This is a genomic window from Paenarthrobacter nicotinovorans, from assembly GCF_021919345.1.
GTDB lineage: Bacteria > Actinomycetota > Actinomycetes > Actinomycetales > Micrococcaceae > Arthrobacter > Arthrobacter nicotinovorans.
Map to the genome: position 1 here is coordinate 3,172,686 of NZ_CP089293.1, position 16,370 is coordinate 3,189,055.

The 16,370-nt window shown below is 63.2% G+C and carries 12 protein-coding genes; 1 reads left to right on the top strand and 11 read right to left on the bottom strand.

Features of this window, described 5'->3' with window-relative positions; all coding sequences use genetic code 11:
- Positions 1-117: 117 nt before the first annotated feature.
- The 6 genes from JMY29_RS14780 to JMY29_RS14805 form a co-directional block, all read right to left on the bottom strand.
- Positions 118-1,665 carry an amino acid permease gene (locus tag JMY29_RS14780; RefSeq protein ID WP_018776793.1) on the bottom strand — a complete coding sequence of 516 codons (1,548 nt, stop codon included), beginning with the start codon at positions 1,663-1,665 and terminating at the stop codon, positions 118-120.
- Between the two features lie 166 nt (positions 1,666-1,831).
- Positions 1,832-2,248 carry a DUF779 domain-containing protein gene (locus JMY29_RS14785; protein WP_026267023.1) on the bottom strand — a complete coding sequence of 139 codons (417 nt, stop codon included), beginning with the start codon at positions 2,246-2,248 and terminating at the stop codon, positions 1,832-1,834.
- Between the two features lie 11 nt (positions 2,249-2,259).
- The gene (gene adhP, locus JMY29_RS14790; protein ID WP_179128300.1) at positions 2,260-3,282 is read right to left on the bottom strand and encodes an alcohol dehydrogenase AdhP; all 1,023 of its coding nucleotides are present in this window, start codon (positions 3,280-3,282) and stop codon (positions 2,260-2,262) included.
- A gap of 95 nt (positions 3,283-3,377) precedes the next feature.
- A complete protein-coding gene (exaC, locus tag JMY29_RS14795) occupies positions 3,378-4,901 on the bottom strand; it encodes an acetaldehyde dehydrogenase ExaC (protein WP_018776796.1) in 1,524 nt (507 codons plus the stop codon).
- 96 nt (positions 4,902-4,997) lie between these two features.
- Complete coding sequence (locus tag JMY29_RS14800) at positions 4,998-6,341, bottom strand: helix-turn-helix domain-containing protein (RefSeq protein ID WP_189075293.1); 1,344 nt, start codon at positions 6,339-6,341, stop codon at positions 4,998-5,000.
- Between the two features lie 145 nt (positions 6,342-6,486).
- Positions 6,487-7,926, bottom strand: coding sequence for an FAD-dependent oxidoreductase (locus JMY29_RS14805; protein WP_064721539.1), 1,440 nt, complete (start codon positions 7,924-7,926; stop codon positions 6,487-6,489).
- 118 nt (positions 7,927-8,044) lie between these two features.
- Between JMY29_RS14805 and rarD the strand changes: the two genes are divergently transcribed.
- Entirely contained in the window at positions 8,045-9,115 is a 1,071-nt protein-coding gene (rarD, locus tag JMY29_RS14810) for an EamA family transporter RarD (protein ID WP_189075294.1), read from the top strand.
- On the opposite strand, the gene JMY29_RS14815 is transcribed toward rarD, so the two are convergent.
- From JMY29_RS14815 to JMY29_RS14835, 5 genes are all read right to left on the bottom strand, one after another.
- Complete coding sequence (locus tag JMY29_RS14815) at positions 9,116-10,477, bottom strand: alpha-L-fucosidase (protein WP_189075449.1); 1,362 nt, start codon at positions 10,475-10,477, stop codon at positions 9,116-9,118. It lies immediately after the preceding gene.
- Complete coding sequence (locus tag JMY29_RS14820; protein ID WP_189075295.1) at positions 10,477-12,426, bottom strand: DUF2264 domain-containing protein; 1,950 nt, start codon at positions 12,424-12,426, stop codon at positions 10,477-10,479. The genes JMY29_RS14815 and JMY29_RS14820 overlap by 1 nt, the downstream gene beginning before the upstream one ends.
- Positions 12,427-12,494: 68 nt before the next feature.
- Positions 12,495-14,144 carry an extracellular solute-binding protein gene (locus JMY29_RS14825; protein ID WP_189075296.1) on the bottom strand — a complete coding sequence of 550 codons (1,650 nt, stop codon included), beginning with the start codon at positions 14,142-14,144 and terminating at the stop codon, positions 12,495-12,497.
- Between the two features lie 31 nt (positions 14,145-14,175).
- Positions 14,176-15,105 (bottom strand): carbohydrate ABC transporter permease, encoded by a 930-nt coding sequence (locus tag JMY29_RS14830; RefSeq protein ID WP_018776803.1) that lies wholly within the window; start codon positions 15,103-15,105, stop codon positions 14,176-14,178.
- Positions 15,089-16,132: an ABC transporter permease gene (locus tag JMY29_RS14835; RefSeq protein ID WP_018776804.1), complete on the bottom strand. Its 1,044-nt coding sequence runs from the start codon at positions 16,130-16,132 to the stop codon at positions 15,089-15,091. The genes JMY29_RS14830 and JMY29_RS14835 overlap by 17 nt, the downstream gene beginning before the upstream one ends.
- Between the last annotated feature and the right edge of the window lie 238 nt (positions 16,133-16,370).

Genomic DNA, 16,370 nt, shown 5'->3' on the forward strand with positions numbered 1-16,370 from the left:
AAGGGCCCTCTGGACGGGTGCGCTCCCGGAAACAGAAAACGCCCGGAAACCAGCGGTTCCCGGGCGTTCCCCTTGAGCTATGACAAAAGCAGCTGTCTGACAAGCAGCAGCGATGGGTCAGACCTTGGTGAAGGTGTCTTCGTCCTCGTCGCCGGTGGTCTTGCCGCCGCCTGCGACAGCGGCTTTGGCGGCTGCGAACTTCTCGTTGAGCCGCGAGTGACGCTGGCCGTAGGAGAAGTAGATCACCATGCCGATCACCAGCCAGATCGCGAAGAAGATCCAGGTTTCCACGGCCAGGTTGGTCATGAGGTAGACGCACAGTACGGCGGAGACCCAGGGCAGGACCTTGCCGAACGGAACGCGGAACGCCGGTTTGAGGTCGGGGCGCTTCTTGCGGAGCACAAGGATGCCCAGGGAGACCATCACGAACGCGGACAGCGTTCCGATGTTGATCATTTCCTCCAGGAGGTCCACCTTGGTCACACCTGCCACGATCGCCACGGCGGCACCGCAGATGATCTGCAGGCGGGCCGGGGTGGAGCGCTTCTCGCTGGTCTTGGAAAGGGAGCGGGGCAGCAGACCGTCTCGGCTCATGGCAAGCACCACGCGGGACAAGCCCATGAGGAGCACCATGATGACGGTGGTGAGGCCTACCAGGGAACCGAAAGCGATGACCTTGGCGGCGTCAGTGTTGCCCACAGCTTCGAAAGCCGTGGTCAGGGTGGGGTTCTTGACTTCGGCCAGCTGCGTGTAGGAAACCATTCCCGTGAGGGCGAGGGAGACCAGGATGTAGAGCAATGTCACCAGCGCCAGGCCGCCGAAGATACCCCGGGGCAGGGTCTTCTGCGGGTTCTTGACCTCCTCGGCGGAGGTGGCCACCACGTCGAAGCCGATGAAGGCGAAGAAGACCAAGGCAGCGCCTGCGAAGATGCCAAGCGTTCCGTACTGGGCCGGAGCAGCACCGGTCAGGAAGCCAAAGAAGGACTGCTTCATGACATCGGCCGCGCCCGTTCCGGCAGTCGGTTCGGAGGCCGGAACAAAGGGTGTGTAGTTGGAGAACTTCACGTAGCTGAAGCCCACTACGATCACGAACAGCACTACAGCGATCTTGATCATCGTGAAGACGTTGCCAACGCGGGCGGACAACTTTGTCCCCAGCACCAGCAGCACGGTGAAGATCGCGACGATGAGGAAGGCGCCCCAGTAAAGGTCAACGCCAAACACACTGATCGAGGGCGGCATCTCCACGCCCATCAAGCCAAACACCGTACTGAGGTAGATGCCCCAGTACTTGGCGATCACTGCCGCGGCGGTGAAAAGTTCGAGGATGAGGTTCCAGCCGATGATCCAGGCAAGGACTTCGCCCATGGTGGCGTACGTGAAGACGTAGGCGGAACCGGCAACGGGAATTGCGGTCGCGAACTCCGCGTAGCACATGATGGCCAACGCGCAGGTGACTGCTGCGATGGCAAAGGAAATGGTGACGGCGGGGCCGGCAAAGTTGGCGGCAGCCTTCGCGCCCACCGAGAAGATCCCGGCGCCGACAGCGACGGCGACGCCCATGATCATGAGGTCCCACGTGCTCAGGCTGCGCTTGAGCTTGCGACCAGGCTCGTCGGAATCGGCGATCGACTGCTCAATCGACTTGGTCCTGAAAATGTTCATAAAAATGCCACATTCTGGATGGGGGTGGTATAGGACTCATCAAGAATAGTGTCCGACCAATGGACGGCCATATTTATCCCAGATAGTGAGACGCCTGCCGAATTCGCGTGACAGGTGTGACTGGTGTGATGAAGGCCCGTAACCCTCATCACACCAGCCATCCACCCTAAATGCTTGGCACGTCCCAGTCCATGAGCGTTGATCGGATCAGGAATCGCTTCCCCTCGGGAGACTCAACGGAGAACCCACTGCCTCGGCCCGGAACCACATCCACGGTGAGGTGGGTGTGGGACCAGTAATTGAATTGCTCCTTGGACATCCAGAACTCCAGTGGTTTGGCATTTCCATCGGGCCCGAGGTCGAACCGCCCAAGGAGAACGTCGGAGTCACCTGTCAAGAACTCCCCCGCCGGGTAGCACATGGGAGCCGAGCCGTCGCAACAGCCGCCCGATTGGTGGAACATCAAAGGGCCGTGCTGCTCCCAGAGTTTGAGGAGCAGCTCCACGGATGCTCCGGTGAGCGCCACCCGGGAGAAGTCCTCCCCGGGCAGCGTCACCGAAGCTTCCAGGATGTCCTGGGACATGTTGGCGTTCATCAGAACTTCAGAACCACTCGGCCGTCGATCTTGGCGTGCTTCATCTCGTCGAAGACTGCGTTGACTTCCGAGAGCTCCCGGGTGGACACCGTTGGCTTGATCTTCCCCTGGGCATAGAACTCCAGCGCTTCCTCGAGGTCCTGCCTGGTGCCCACGATCGATCCCCTGACCGTGAGGCCCTTGAGGACAATCTCGAAGATCGGCGCCGGGAAATCTCCGGGCGGAAGGCCGTTGAAGACGATCGTTCCACCGCGCCGGGCCATGCCAATGGCTTGTCCGAACGCCGAGGGGTGCACGGCCGTGACCAGCACGCCATGGCAGCCGCCCGTTTCGCGCTGGATGACCTCCGCCGGGTCCTCATGCAGTGCATTGACCGTCAACTCGGCACCATGCTCCTTGGCGAGCGCCAGTTTGTCGTCGGCAATGTCCACCGCTGCCACCCTCAGACCCATCGCCACTGCGTACTGGACGGCGATGTGCCCCAGGCCGCCAATGCCGGAGATGGTGACCCACTGCCCCGGCCTGGCCTCGGTCATCTTCAAGCCCTTGTACACCGTGACGCCGGCGCAAAGCACGGGTGCAACCTCCACCGGATCCGAGCCTGCCGGGATGCGGGCAGCGAAGCGGGTGTCCACCAGCATGTATTCACCGAACGATCCGTCCACACTGTAGCCGCCGTTCTGTTGCGACTCGCATAGGGTTTCCCACCCCGTCCGGCAGTATTGGCAGTCTCCGCAGGCCGACCACAGCCAGGCATTGCCCACCAGGTCGCCGACCGCCACGTCCGTGACCCCTTCGCCGAGGGCTACCACTTCGCCGACACCCTCGTGCCCGGGAATGAAGGGTGGTGTCGGCTTGACGGGCCAGTCGCCTTCGGCGGCGTGCAGGTCGGTATGACATACCCCCGACGTAATGAGGCGGACCAGCGCCTGGCCGGGACCCGGCGTCGGGCGTTCGACCTCCATGACCTTCAGGTCGGTTCCGAATTCAGTGACTACTGCTGCTTGCATAGTGGTGGTCATTGACGATCTCCTTTGATCTGTACGAATGATGGGAGTTTTTGTACAGTTGATGCCCCTAAGTCCGCTCCATAAGGGCATCTGCTGTACAAAAACTCTTAGAAGAAGCCGAGCTTGTTCTCGTTGTAGCTGACCAGGAGGTTCTTGGTCTGCTGGTAGTGGTCCAGCATCATGGCGTGGTTTTCACGGCCAATACCTGAGGACTTGTAGCCACCGAAGGCGGCACCTGCCGGGTAGGCGTGGTAGTTGTTGACCCACACACGGCCGGCCTGGATTTCCCGGCCCGCGCGGTAGGCGACATTTCCGTTGCGCGACCAGACGCCGGCACCAAGACCGTAGAGGGTGTCGTTGGCGATGCCGATGGCATCGTTGTAGTCGCTGAACTTGGTCACGGACACCACCGGGCCGAAGATTTCCTCCTGGAAGATCCGCATCCGGTTGTGGCCTTCGAAGATGGTGGGCTGGACGTAGTAGCCGCCGGCCAGGTCGCCTGACAGCTCTGCCCGGGCCCCGCCGGTGAGGACCTTGGCGCCCTCCTGCTTTCCGATGTCGATGTAGGAGAGGATCTTCTCCAACTGGTCGTTGGAGGCCTGGGCGCCGATCTGGGTGTCGGTGTCCAAGGGGTTGCCCTGGATGATCTTGTTGGTCCGGGCCACGACGTCGGTCATGAAGGAGTCGTAGATACCTTCCTGAACGAGTGCGCGGGACGGGCAGGTGCAGACTTCGCCCTGGTTGAAGGCGAAGAGCGTGAACCCTTCCTGCGCTTTGTCGTAGAAGGCATCGTTCTGGGCGGCGACGTCGTCGAAGAAGATGTTCGGGCTCTTGCCGCCAAGTTCCAGCGTGACCGGAATGAGGTTGTTGGACGCATACTGGCTGATCAGCCGGCCGGTGGTGGTCTCGCCGGTGAAGGCGATCTTGCGGATGCGGGGGCTGGACGCCAGCGGTTTGCCTGCTTCCACACCGAATCCATTGACCACGTTGACCACACCGGCAGGCAGGAGGTCACCGATGAGTTCCATCAAAACCAGGATCGACGTCGGCGTCTGCTCAGCCGGCTTCAGGACCACGGCGTTGCCGGCTGCGAGCGCGGGCGCCAACTTCCACACGGCCATGAGGATGGGGAAGTTCCACGGGATGATCTGGCCGACAACGCCCAACGGCTCCTTGAAGTGGTACGCCGTGGTGTCCTCGTCGAGCTGGGAGAGGTGGCCTTCCTGGGCGCGGACGGCGGAGGCGAAGTAGCGGAAGTGGTCAGCGGCCAGCGGGATGTCCGCGTTCAAGGTCTCGCGGACGGGCTTGCCGTTGTCCCAGGTCTCGGCAACAGCCAGGAGCTCCACGTTCTCGTCAATGCGGTCGGCGATCTTGTTCAGGATGGCTGCGCGTTCGGTGGCGGAGGTCTTCCCCCAGGACGGTGCAACCTTGTGTGCTGCGTCCAGGGCCAGTTCGATGTCCTCCGACGTCCCCCGGGCAACTTCGCAGAAGGCCTTGCCCGTCACGGGGGTGATGTTCTCAAAGTAGGCGCCCTTGACCGGGGCAACCCATTCGCCGCCGATCCAGTTCTCGTAGCGGTCCTTGAAGGTGACCTTCGAACCCTCGGCACCCGGCTGTGCATAAACAGTCATTGCTAGCTCCTTTGCTGCGAATCACGGTGGCTGTCGCCATTGATCCGAGCCTAGGAGCCAGGGGGTTGCAGCTACGTTGCAACAGTGTGAGTCAGCTCACGCTTTCAACTCGACGTCGATCCGCTCAAGATCGGCGACCACGGCCGCCCGCTTCGGTGAGCGCGGCGGCAGCAGCTTCAGCACGGCGAGGCGGAGGTCGACGTCGTACTTCGCCTCGGGCAGTTCCGCATACTTGAGGAGCGAATCGACGCTGCCGTCGCTGAGCAGTGCCTCCCGCAGCAGGTGGGACACCCGCTCCCGCAACTGCACGACGCCGGGTGCCTCCGAACGCGGCAAAAGCGCACCTTTGTAGATTTCCAGGGCAATGCGGTGGGCGCCGCGCTGCAGGCAATTGAGGACCTGTCCGGAGTCCGGAAGCAACTCGACCGGCAGCCTGTAGGGGCGGGATTCGGGAACCGCGTCCGGGCTGATCTCCTGGATGACTTTCCGGAGCCGCACCATCTCCGCCCGGAGCGTCACGGAAGAACCGTCGCCCGGGTACAGCAGGGCGCAGAGGTCATCGGCGCTCAGTCCATCCGGATGGTTGCCCAGGATGGCCAGGATTTCGCTGTGCCGTGCGGACAACGAGACCGTCCGGCCGGCGATGCTGAGCAGGGCATTGTCACGCCCCAGCAACTGCAGGCTGTTGCGGTACAAAGCGGGGCTTGAGGCGGCGGCCGCGCTCCGGCGTCGTGGTTTGTCGCGAACGGCGGCTGCGAGCTGCAGCCGTTCAATCCGCAGCTGCGCCTGGGCTGCTGCGACCGTCGCCTCCACCAGGGACAGGGTGTGCGGCGCCACGGCCGTTTCTGTCCCGGTGATGTCCACAACGCCCAGCACGGCGCCGGAATCGGGATCGTGGAAGGGAACCGCGGTACAGCTCCAGGGATGGACGGAGCGCTTGAAATGTTCGGCTCCGGAGATCTGGATGCTCCGGTCGAGGGCGAGTGCCGTGCCGGGTGCGCTGGTGCCCACGGAGGCTTCGGACCAGTCGGCGCCGGCCACGAACATCATGCCTTCGGCCCGCCGCTGCATCACCGGATCGCCGTCCACCCACAAGAGCCGCCCGACGTCGTCCCCCACGGCCACGAGAAGACCGCTGTCATGGCTGGGCTGAACCAGCAGTTTCCTGATCACGGGCATGATGGTGGCCAAAGGGTGCTGCCGGCGGTACTGCTCCAGCTCATCGCGGTCCATCGCCAAGGGGGCTTCGGCGACGTCGGGGTTGGCCTGGAGACTCGCCGAACGCTGCCAGGATTCCCGGACCAGCCGGCGCAGCCCGACGATATCTTCCGGCACGCCAATGCGCAAGGATTCGAGGCGTTCATGGCCGGCCAGGGCACGCTTCTGCAGCAGCTCCGCGGCATCGCTGCCTGGAACCGGCGGGTGGACTGGATTCCTCATCGAACTCCCTGACATTCTGTGCGTTGGGCCGCGCGCGGTGGGCAGCACAGTACGAGAGAGTCTAATTCGCCAGATGGAGTTTTTGTACAGGTGATGACCCTAAAGCGTCCGAATAGGGGCATTAGGTGTACAAAAACTCCAAGGGTCAGCCGCGGGAGATCCGGATCATTTCCTCACGCGGCACAACCTTGATGCGCTCACGAACCACACCGTCCGGATTCTCGTCGGATGCTGACCAGGCAGCACCAAGTGCGGCCTCGTGGGCGTCAAGCCGGTTCCAGCCCTCCCAGGTGGTGTACTCCACCCCGCGCTCTTCCAGGAGGTCGATGATGGCTTGCGGGTCCGGGTTTTCGGCCGGCGGCAGGTTGAGCCGGTCTTCCAGGAGGAAGCCGATGGTTTCCAGGGCGTCACCCTTGGTGTGGCCGATCAACCCCACGGGTCCGCGCTTGATCCAGCCGGTGGCGTAGATTCCCGGCACGGGCTTGCCGTCGGCGTCCAGGACGCGGCCGCCGTCGTTCGGGATGACGCCGCGGCGGGCGTCGTACTCAAGTTCATCCAGCGGCGAGCCGTGGTAGCCGATAGCGCGGTACACGGCCTGGACGGGGTACTCCACGAATTCCCCGGTGCCCTTGACGTTCCCTGTGCCGTCCAGCTCCATCCGTTCGAACTTGATGCCGGCCACCCTGCCGGGCGTCTCCGGCGAGTCAAGGATCTCCACGGGGCTGTGCAGGAAGTGCAGGTGCAGGCGGCGGGAGGACGGCTGCTCGGATTCGGCGTGCTCCTCTACCAGCCAGTTGGTCATGGTGTTAACCATGATCTTGATTTGGTTGTTGCTGCGGATCGCCTCATCCGAGGCTTCGTCGAACTCGAAGTCCTCCGGGTACAGCACGATGTCCACGTCCTTGCAGTGCGAGAGCTCGCGCAACTCCAGCGGCGTGAACTTCACCTGGGCGGGGCCGCGGCGCCCGAACACATGGACATCGGTGACGGGCGAATTCTTGAGGCCTGCGAACACGTTGTCCGCGATCTCGGTGACCAACAGTTCTTCAGGGTGCTTGACCAACATCCGTGCTACATCCAGCGCAACGTTGCCGTTGCCGATCACGGCAATTTCCTTGGCATCCAGCGGCCATTCCCGGGGCACGTCCGGGTGGCCGTCGTACCAGGAGACGAAGTCGGCGCCGCCGAAGGACCCTTCAAGGTCGATGCCGGGAATGTTCAGGTCCGCGTCCTTGATGGCGCCGGTGGAGAAGATCACGGCGTCGTAGAAGGAGCGGAAATCGTGCAAAGTAAGGTCGCGGCCGTACGTGACGTTGCCCAGGAAGCGGATGTCGCCACGGTCCAGCACTTTGTGGAGGGCGTTGACGATTCCTTTGATGCGGGGATGGTCCGGCGCCACACCGTAGCGGATCAGTCCGTAGGGCGCGGGATACGCCTCGAAGAGGTCGATGCTCACTTCAACGTGCCCGTCCTTGACCTCGTTGGACTTGGTCAGGATATCCGCGGCGTAAACCCCTGCGGGGCCTGCGCCGACAATGGCAACGCGAAGGGGACGATTGGGGATGGTTGCGGCTGAGTTGGACACCGTTAGCCCTTCCGAAGCAGTGAGCCACGCCGCTGTTGGGGGCGCGCAGACTTCAATTCTAGGTGTCGACCCTACACCCGGCCGCTTATATGGCAGGAGTCACAGAGATTCACAAAAATTGCGGAATATTGCAGCAGTACCCGGTGTTGGCGACAATGTGTCGACTCCGGAACAGATCATCTCAGGCTCCCCTTCAAACCAGCCCCCGACGGCGGCGGCCAAGGGCGGTGGAGCAGGAACCAGCGGTTCCGCCAAGCCTGTGAGGAGCGAGTCGACGGCGGGAATCCTGTTTGGCATCGGCGCTTACGGCCTGTGGGGCCTGCTTCCCCTCTACTTCTTTATCCTCATGCCTGCCGGGGCGATCGAAATCGTGGCCAACCGGATTGTCTGGTCCCTCATCTTCTGCGCCCTCCTGATCACCATCACTCGGGCCTGGCGGGTTTTCGGTGCAGCGTTGAAGGACCGCACCGTCTTCGGGCCGCTCGCGCTCGCCGCCGGCCTGATCGCCATCAACTGGCTCACCTACACGTTCGGCGTCACTACCGGACATGCTGTTGAGACCTCCCTGGGCTACTTCATCAACCCGCTGGTCTCGGTCCTCCTGGGTGTTTTTGTCCTCAAGGAGAAGCTGCGCCCCTTGCAGTGGACGGCCGTGGGCATTGGATTCGTTGCGGTGGGAGTCCTGACTTTCTCGTACGGGCAACTCCCCTGGATCGCCCTGATTCTGGCGTTCAGCTTTGGCTTGTACGGTTTCGTGAAGAAGCGCGTTGGTCCCAAGGTGGATGCCTTGACGAGCCTGAGCGTTGAGACCGTGGTGCTGGCTCCCTTTGCTGCCATCACCATGGTGGTCCTGGGGGTCACGGGGGCTGAAACCCTCACGACGATGGGCGCCGGACATTTCTGGTTGCTGGTGGCTTCCGGCGTGATCACCGCTGTTCCGCTGCTCTTCTTCGGTGCCTCTGCCCGTCGCCTCCCGATGACCACTATCGGCCTCCTCCAATACTTCGCGCCGATCCTCCAGTTTGTTGTGGCGCTGCTGGTGTTCCACGAAACCATGACGACGGCCCGCTGGATCGGCTTCTGCGTTGTCTGGCTTGCTTTGGTCCTGCTGACCATCGACATGCTGCGGACCACCAGGAAGAATTCCGTGCTGAGGAAGAAGGCCCGGGTGGCAGCGGCCGGAGCTTAGCTAGTCGAGCACGTCCGGATTGGGCTCCTTTTCGGAAGCAGGCCCGGCAAGGAGTCCAGTTCCCAGGGCAAGAACGGCCGGACCAGCCTCTAAGCCAGCCCGCAGTTCCACCTCAAATACGGAATCTGCCAGCCTGTTGTACGGGTGCGCGCCGGTCCCGGGTGTCCGGAGCCCCGTGAGCTCCAGGCCCGCGGGGAGCTGCAGGCGCACCCGCCCCGACGCCGGCAGGCGCGTGACCACAGCAAACACTTGTCCGCTGGAGGTGTCGCGGGTGAAGTACCCCCACCCCGGATAGTCCCAGCCCTCGGCGTACCCGCACCCGTAGATTGCTTCACCGTTGACCGCGAGCCACTCCCCCACGGTGCTGGCGATCTCCACCTCGGCAGGGGCCATGGAGCCGTCGCCTCGGGGGCCGAAGTTCAGCAGGAAGTTACCACCCAGGGATGTGCAGTGGGCGATCATGTCCACCACATCCCAAGGGTGCTTGAGCGTCGACTGCGCCCACGGGCCTTGGTGGTATCCCCAGCTCGCCTGCGGAATGGTCATGCAGGCTTCCCAGTCACGGGTGGCAACGCTGCTGTCCCAAGGCTCGGGAAGCCGGCGCTCGTAACCGCTTTCGTAGTCGCCCATGAGGTAGCCGTTGGTATCCACGTGTCTGGCTCCAAGGTCGTCCGCCCGCAAGCGGCTGTTGACCACCACGCCGGGAAGACGTTCTTTCAACATCCGTTCGACCTCCCAGGTCCACCACCCGTTGGCCTTCACGGATTCGTCCCACGTGCCGTCGAACCAGAAGCCCTTCACGCTCGGATAGCGTTCGGCCAGTTCTTCCAACTGTTTCATCGCGAAGTCGAGGTAGCGGGCGAAAGCCAGGTTGTCGGCGTCGTTCTCCAGCGTGAAGCGCCAGTCCGGGTGCCGCCAATCCAGCACCGAGTAGTAGAAGTTGACGTCAATCCCCCGGGCTTCATAGGCGGCCACCAGCTCACCCAGGACATCGCGGCCGGAGGGCGTGTTCCCCATGTGGAAGTCCGTGTGCGCGCTCGGCCACAGGCAGAAACCATCGTGGTGTTTGGTGGTGATGGTCATGTAGCGGGCGCCCATCGCCACTGCCGTGTCCGCCCACCGCTCGGCGTCGAAATCCGCCAGGGTGAAATCGTTCGCGAGCGCCTCCCAGCGTTGTTGCGGAATCTTCGCCACGCGGGGCAGGAACTCAGCGGCGAACTCCACGTCTTTGCCTTCCCAGCGACCAGCCGGCAGGGCGTAAAGACCCCAGTGAATGAATTGCCCCACACGATGGCCGCGGAACCGCTGCATCGCTGCGTCCTCGCGGGGATTTTCCCGCGACGCGCCGTACTTGAGGTCCATCACTTACCCACCTGCCCATCCCAAGGGACAAACGTCCGCAGATCGAAAGTTTGCGAAGCGCCGCTGGCCCACGTCACGGACACTTCCGTACCGGAAACCACGACGGCGGCAGCCGCCTGGAGCGCTTCCGGCGAAGGAGCCGGTCCCCGGGTCAGCGTGTGGAGGGCAAAGTGGACCGTTTCCTCACTGTTGCGCTCCGCGACAAGGCTGGGGACTGCTGAGTGCTTGCCCATGGCGTTGGCATCCATATACCGCGTGGTCCGAGGCTCGTCCCAGCCGTGCACCGCCGTCACAGCGACGTAGACATCACCGTTGCCGGCCCACGCGGTGTTGTCCGTCGTTCCAACATCCACCGGCGTGGCGCCGGCTACAGCATGGCCACCCTCCCGGACGGAATACTCCATCGGGCCACGGACCAAATGGCAGCGAAGCTCGTGGATGCCGTGCACCACCGAAACTGTAGTGACGGCCGTGCCGGGCAGGGTCTTTCCGTGCAACTGAGGGATGTGGACGGATCCGCTGACGAGGCCGTCCGTGCGGGTGGCGCGCAGGGCACAGCGCCGGCTCGCCACGCCGTCGGACCCCAACAACGCAAGGTGACCATCCACGTTGTCCTCCCACGCGGGGCCTGTACCTGGCGCTGTATGGGTGGAATAAGAGAACTTGGCGTAGTGCGGATCATCGGGGTCCGTGCCGCCGCCCACGGGCAGGCCGCAATGGTCGCTGCCGTGGTTGGTGAGACGGACCAAGCCGCCATCGCTGATCACAGTCCAACCAGCATCCGGCAACGCCCGAACAGCGGCCGGGCCATCTGTGGGCTGCGGCTCTTCCACCTCCTGCCATACCCTGTGCTCCGGCGGCAGCGCCAACCCCAGGAAGCCGATGCCTGCCAGATACGGTGAACCGAACCCGCTGTACGCCTGGCAGGAGCCCCGGTGTTCTTCATACCAGCCCAGGTTCGGCGGCCCATCAACGCCAACGCCCTTCGCCGTGAAGTTCGCCAGGACCCCGGACGCCAGGCGACGCGTGGCACCCGGCGTCAACGGGTTCACGCCAGAGATCTCGGCACACCACAAGGCGGCCAGAACGGCCGTGCGGTACGCCAAGGATCGCCCGACGTGCAGCACTGCCCCATCACTGGCGAACATCAGGCTCTGCGTACCCACGAATTCGCGCAGACGCTCCAGATGACGGCGACCCCCTGGGGTATCCTCACGGCCGGTCATCTTGTACCAGGCCCACAAATAAGGGTGGATGGCCCACGCGTTGTAGTAGTCGATGGCGTGCTCCGGCCCGTCGGTGTACCACCCATCGCCCAGATACCAGGACTCCACCCGGGCCACATTCCGCGCACCCGTGCAGCCCGACACGTCCTCCCCCACCGAACGCAGGAAACCCTCCGCCATTGCCGGAAAGAGCTGCCAGTTGTTACCCCACACCTCGAGCCGGGCATGGTGCCGCAACCAGCCGGCAACCTGCTTCTTTTCATCGGCATCCAACGGTTCCCACAACCACTCCCTGGCGATGTGGAGCGAGAAAGCGATGTTCGCCGCTTCCACGATCGAGTTGGTCACGCCCAGCAAGGGTGACTTGCACGTGACACCCAACGGCCAACGTTCTGCACCGTCAGGATCGGTACCGGCCAGCAGCGCCTCCCGGTACCAAGCCGCCAAGTCCAAGCGGTCCCGGCCACGGGCACCGGCGATCCGCGGCGCGGCCATCAGCATGCTCCGTCCGATGGTCTCCATGCCTTCCCGGCGCTCGCCGTCACGCGTCACCGGGCCCGGAAGGCGTGGGCTGGCCTTGAGCGGGCTGGAGTAGGCACGGATGTGTCCGAGCCAATGGTCGGCCGTGGCTTCCCAATGGCCGCGGGTCCAGCCCGTGAGCGGGGACAGGACGGGATCAGGATGGGGAAGCCAGGGCTGGGTTACTGGCGGGAGCTGTGTCACAGGGTTCCTTGGGTTGTGCAGGCCGGGTTGTGCTGGCCGGTCCAGCGGACCGGGGAGGGGCGGATCGGCTACTTTGCCAGCGCCGATTCGTATTCGCCGCGGATGGTGTCGCCACCATTCTTCTTCCAGTCCGCCACGGCAGTCTTAAGTGCGTCCATGGTGCCACGTCCGGCAATGACTGCTGTGGCGGCGTCGGAGACGGGCTGGCCCAGCTTGGCACCCTTGCTGGCATTGGTGGGGCTGAACAGCGTGCCACAGGGATCTTCGACACCCAACGGGATGAGCTTCGAGTAGGCATTATGCATGACGTCCACAATGTCCTTGTTGCTGGGGTCGTACACCACTTGCTGCGGTGCGGCCAGGTACTTCCACGGCACGGCGTTGTCCAGCAGGGCGCGATCGGTCACCACGGGATTACCGCTGGCGTCCAAGGTGTAGTCGGCCCCTTCTGCGCCGTAGTTGAGCAGCAGGTACTCCTCGCTGCCGAACGGAGCCGCCAGGAAGTTGGCCACGGCCAGGACTTCCTTGAGCTTGGTTTCGTCGGCTTTCTTGAGCATCACGGTGCCGAACGTGATGTTGTCCAACCAGGTCTGCGCCTTGCCGCCGTCGTGGCCCACAGGGATGAACGGGACGGCTTTGTTGGCCTTGTTGGCTGCGGGAACGCTGCGGCCGTAACCGGTGGGTCCGATGTAGGCCGGGAGTCCGTCGTAGATCATGGCCACCTTGCCGGAGATGAAGGAGTTGACCATCTGCGACTTCGTCCAACCTTCGGAGCCGGGAACGTACAAGCCATCTTTGTAGAGTTTGGCTCCGAACTCGATCGCGGCCATGTATTCGTCCGTCTCGAACGCCCTGGTGAGTTTGCCGCCGTCGTTCTTCCAGACGTTCGGTGTGCGGAACATGTGGTGCAGCATGGTGAGCCCAAACTTGGTGCTGCCCAATGCCCACTGGTTCTTGGAGGGGTTGGTGAGTTCCTTGGCCACCCTGTAGAAGTCGTCCTTGTCCTTGATGTCCTCGGTGGACTTGATGCCGACGTTCTCCAACAGCGTCTGGTTCACGAAGCCGGACCCACCGGTGAGGTTGCGCGGAATGGGCAGCGAATACAGCTTGCCTGCCTGGACGGTCTGCTTCCAGAACACCTCCGGGATGGCGGCCAGGTTGGGATAGTCCTTGATCTTGTCGCCACCCAGCAACGGTGTCAGGTCCGCACATTTGGCCTGCAGGAACTCCACGATGTTGGGCACGGCGGCGCCGTCGTTGAGCATGAGGTCCGGCAACTCGCCGCCCGCGATGATGGTGTTGAACTTGGTGGCGTAGTCGTCCGAGGAGACCGAGGTAATGTCCACCTGCCCGCCCAGACGGGCTTCGATGGCCTGCCACGCAGGGTTGTCCGCCCGCGCGTTCGGGGCCGTGCCGAACAAGTTGGTGATGGCCGTGATCTTGCCTCCCTTCAGCGGTGCTGTCTGCACGCTGCGGAACGGCGCGGGGTACTTGTAGAACGCCGACGGCACACCTTGCGCAGTACCGGGGATGTCGGCAGCGGCTGCCTGGAGGGGCATGTGCGTGGGCAATAATGCTTCGCTGGCGTTCGAGGCGACACTGGTGGTGCGCTGCCCGCAGCCGGCCAGGGCCCCGCCGCTGAAGAGAGCCAGCGCACCGATGCCTGCTACGGAGAGGAAGTTCCGGCGGCTGGGGCCGGCAGAGGGTACTGCGTTCATGGGTCTTCCCTTTCAAGAATGGAGAGTTGGACTAGCCTTTGATGGCGCCGGTGAGGACGCCCTTGGTGAAGTAGCGCTGGAGGAACGGGAACACGATCACGATCGGGATCAGGGAAATCACGACGACGGCCATCTGGATCGCTTGCGACGGCACCGCGATCTCGGCCACTGCGGAGTCGCCCATGGGCTGGCCGAGCAACACGTATTGCCGCAGGATCATGGATAGCGGCCACTTGTCATCGTTCAGGTAGAGCATGGCGTTGAAGAACGCGTTCCAGTAGCCCACCGCGTAGAACAGTCCGACGACGGCCAGCACGCCTCGCGAGAGCGGCAGCACCATCTGGACCAGGATGCGGAAGTCTCCCGCGCCGTCGATCTTCGCGGCCTCGAACAGTTCCTGCGGGAGGTTCATGAAGAAGGACCGGACCACCACCAGGTTGAAGGCACTCATCAAGGTGGGCAGGACCAGCGCCGCGTAGCTGTCCAGCAGTCCGAGTTCCTTGACCATGAGGAAGCTGGGGATGATGCCGGGGCTGAAAAGCATGGTGAACAGGGCGGTCATGAGGAAGAAGCGCCCGCCGACCAGGTCCCGGCGCGTGAGGCCGTAGGCCATGGCCACCGTAACCACCAGGGAGAGGGCCGTGCCCACGGTGGTGATCAGCAGTGAACGGATCAACGCATCAGTCACCACTCCCCCGGCAAAGATGGTCTGGTAGGCAGCGAACGTGGGCTCTTTGGGGAAGAGGACCAAGCCGTTGTTGTTGGCGATCTCGCTTTGGCTGGAGAGGCTCGTAGCCAAGACGGCCAGCAGCGGGTACAGGGCCAGGAAGCAGATGATGACCAATGCGATGGTCTTGGCAACCTGGACGGCGGGCTTGGGTTTCTCCATCCAGATCGGGCGTGTGTCCTTGGGCTTCAGCCGGCCCAGGCCGGCCACCAGGGTGCTACTTGGATTTGCCATTGGAATAGACACCTTCCTGTCCAAAGAGATGGGCGAGTTTGTTGGCACCGAGCACCAGGATCAGGCCCACAATGCCCTTCACCAGGCCCACGGCTGCCGCCGGACCCCACTGCCCGTCCTGGATGCCGTGGAAGTACACATAGGTATCCAGGACTTCTCCGGCACCGGGACCCACGTTGTCGCGCTGGAGAACGATCTGTTCGAAACCGACGGACAGGATGCTGCCCAGGTTGAGGATGAGGAGCAGGATGATCACCGGCATGATTCCGGGGAGGGTGATGTGCCACAGCCGGTGGCGTGCATTGGCTCCATCCACGGCCGCGGCTTCGTAGAGTTCCTGGTCCACGTTCATCAGGGCTGCCAGGAAGATGATGGTGCCCCATCCGGCGTCCTTCCAGATGGACTGGATGGTGACCAGGAACGGGAAGAACTCGGGAGTGGTCATGGCGTCGAAGCGCGGAAGGCCCAGGCTCTCCAGCAGGTGCGGGACAGCGCCGGTGGCACCGAGGACTTCGGAGAAGACTGCCACGATGATCACCCAGCCAATGAAGTGCGGCAGGTAGACCACGCTCTGGACGAACTTCCTGATCCTGTCGGACACGATGCTGTTCAGCAGCAGTGCCAGGCAGATGGGAACCGGGAAGAACAGGGCCAGCTGGAGGCCCGTGATCACCAGGGTGTTGCGCAGGGCTTCCCAGAAGGCGCCGTCCTGGAACATGGCCGCGAAGTTGTCCAGGCCAACCCAGACACTGTCCACGAATCCGAGGTAGGGCTTGTAGTCCAGGAAAGCGATGATGTTGCCGGCCAGCGGGACATAGTGGAACACCACGAAGTACAGGAAGCCCGGCGCGATCAGCAGCAACATCACTTTGTCGCGGCGGATCCGGGCCATGAGGCTCTTCTTGCGGCCGCGGCCTGCGGCAGGTCCCCCCGGTGGGCGGCCCCGACGGCGGCCTTCCGCCACCGGCGCCGGCCCGCCGACGTCGGGCGTCGCCTGGGGCGTGAGTGTCTGGCTGTTGCTGCTCATGTATTTCCTCTGTCTGCGCCGAAGCCGGCGGATGTGGAGTGGCCCGGCGCCCGGAAGCGCTCGACGGCTAGAAATAGTAAGCGTTTACTATGGGGAACAAGCTACCCAGAAGAATTGTGTGATGTCAATAACACATAAGGATCCATATATTGATTGGGATCTGGGATTGACAGCCATTCTTCGACGCACCTACGCTGACATGCAAATAGCAAGCGCTTTCTATGCTTCCATCACCACG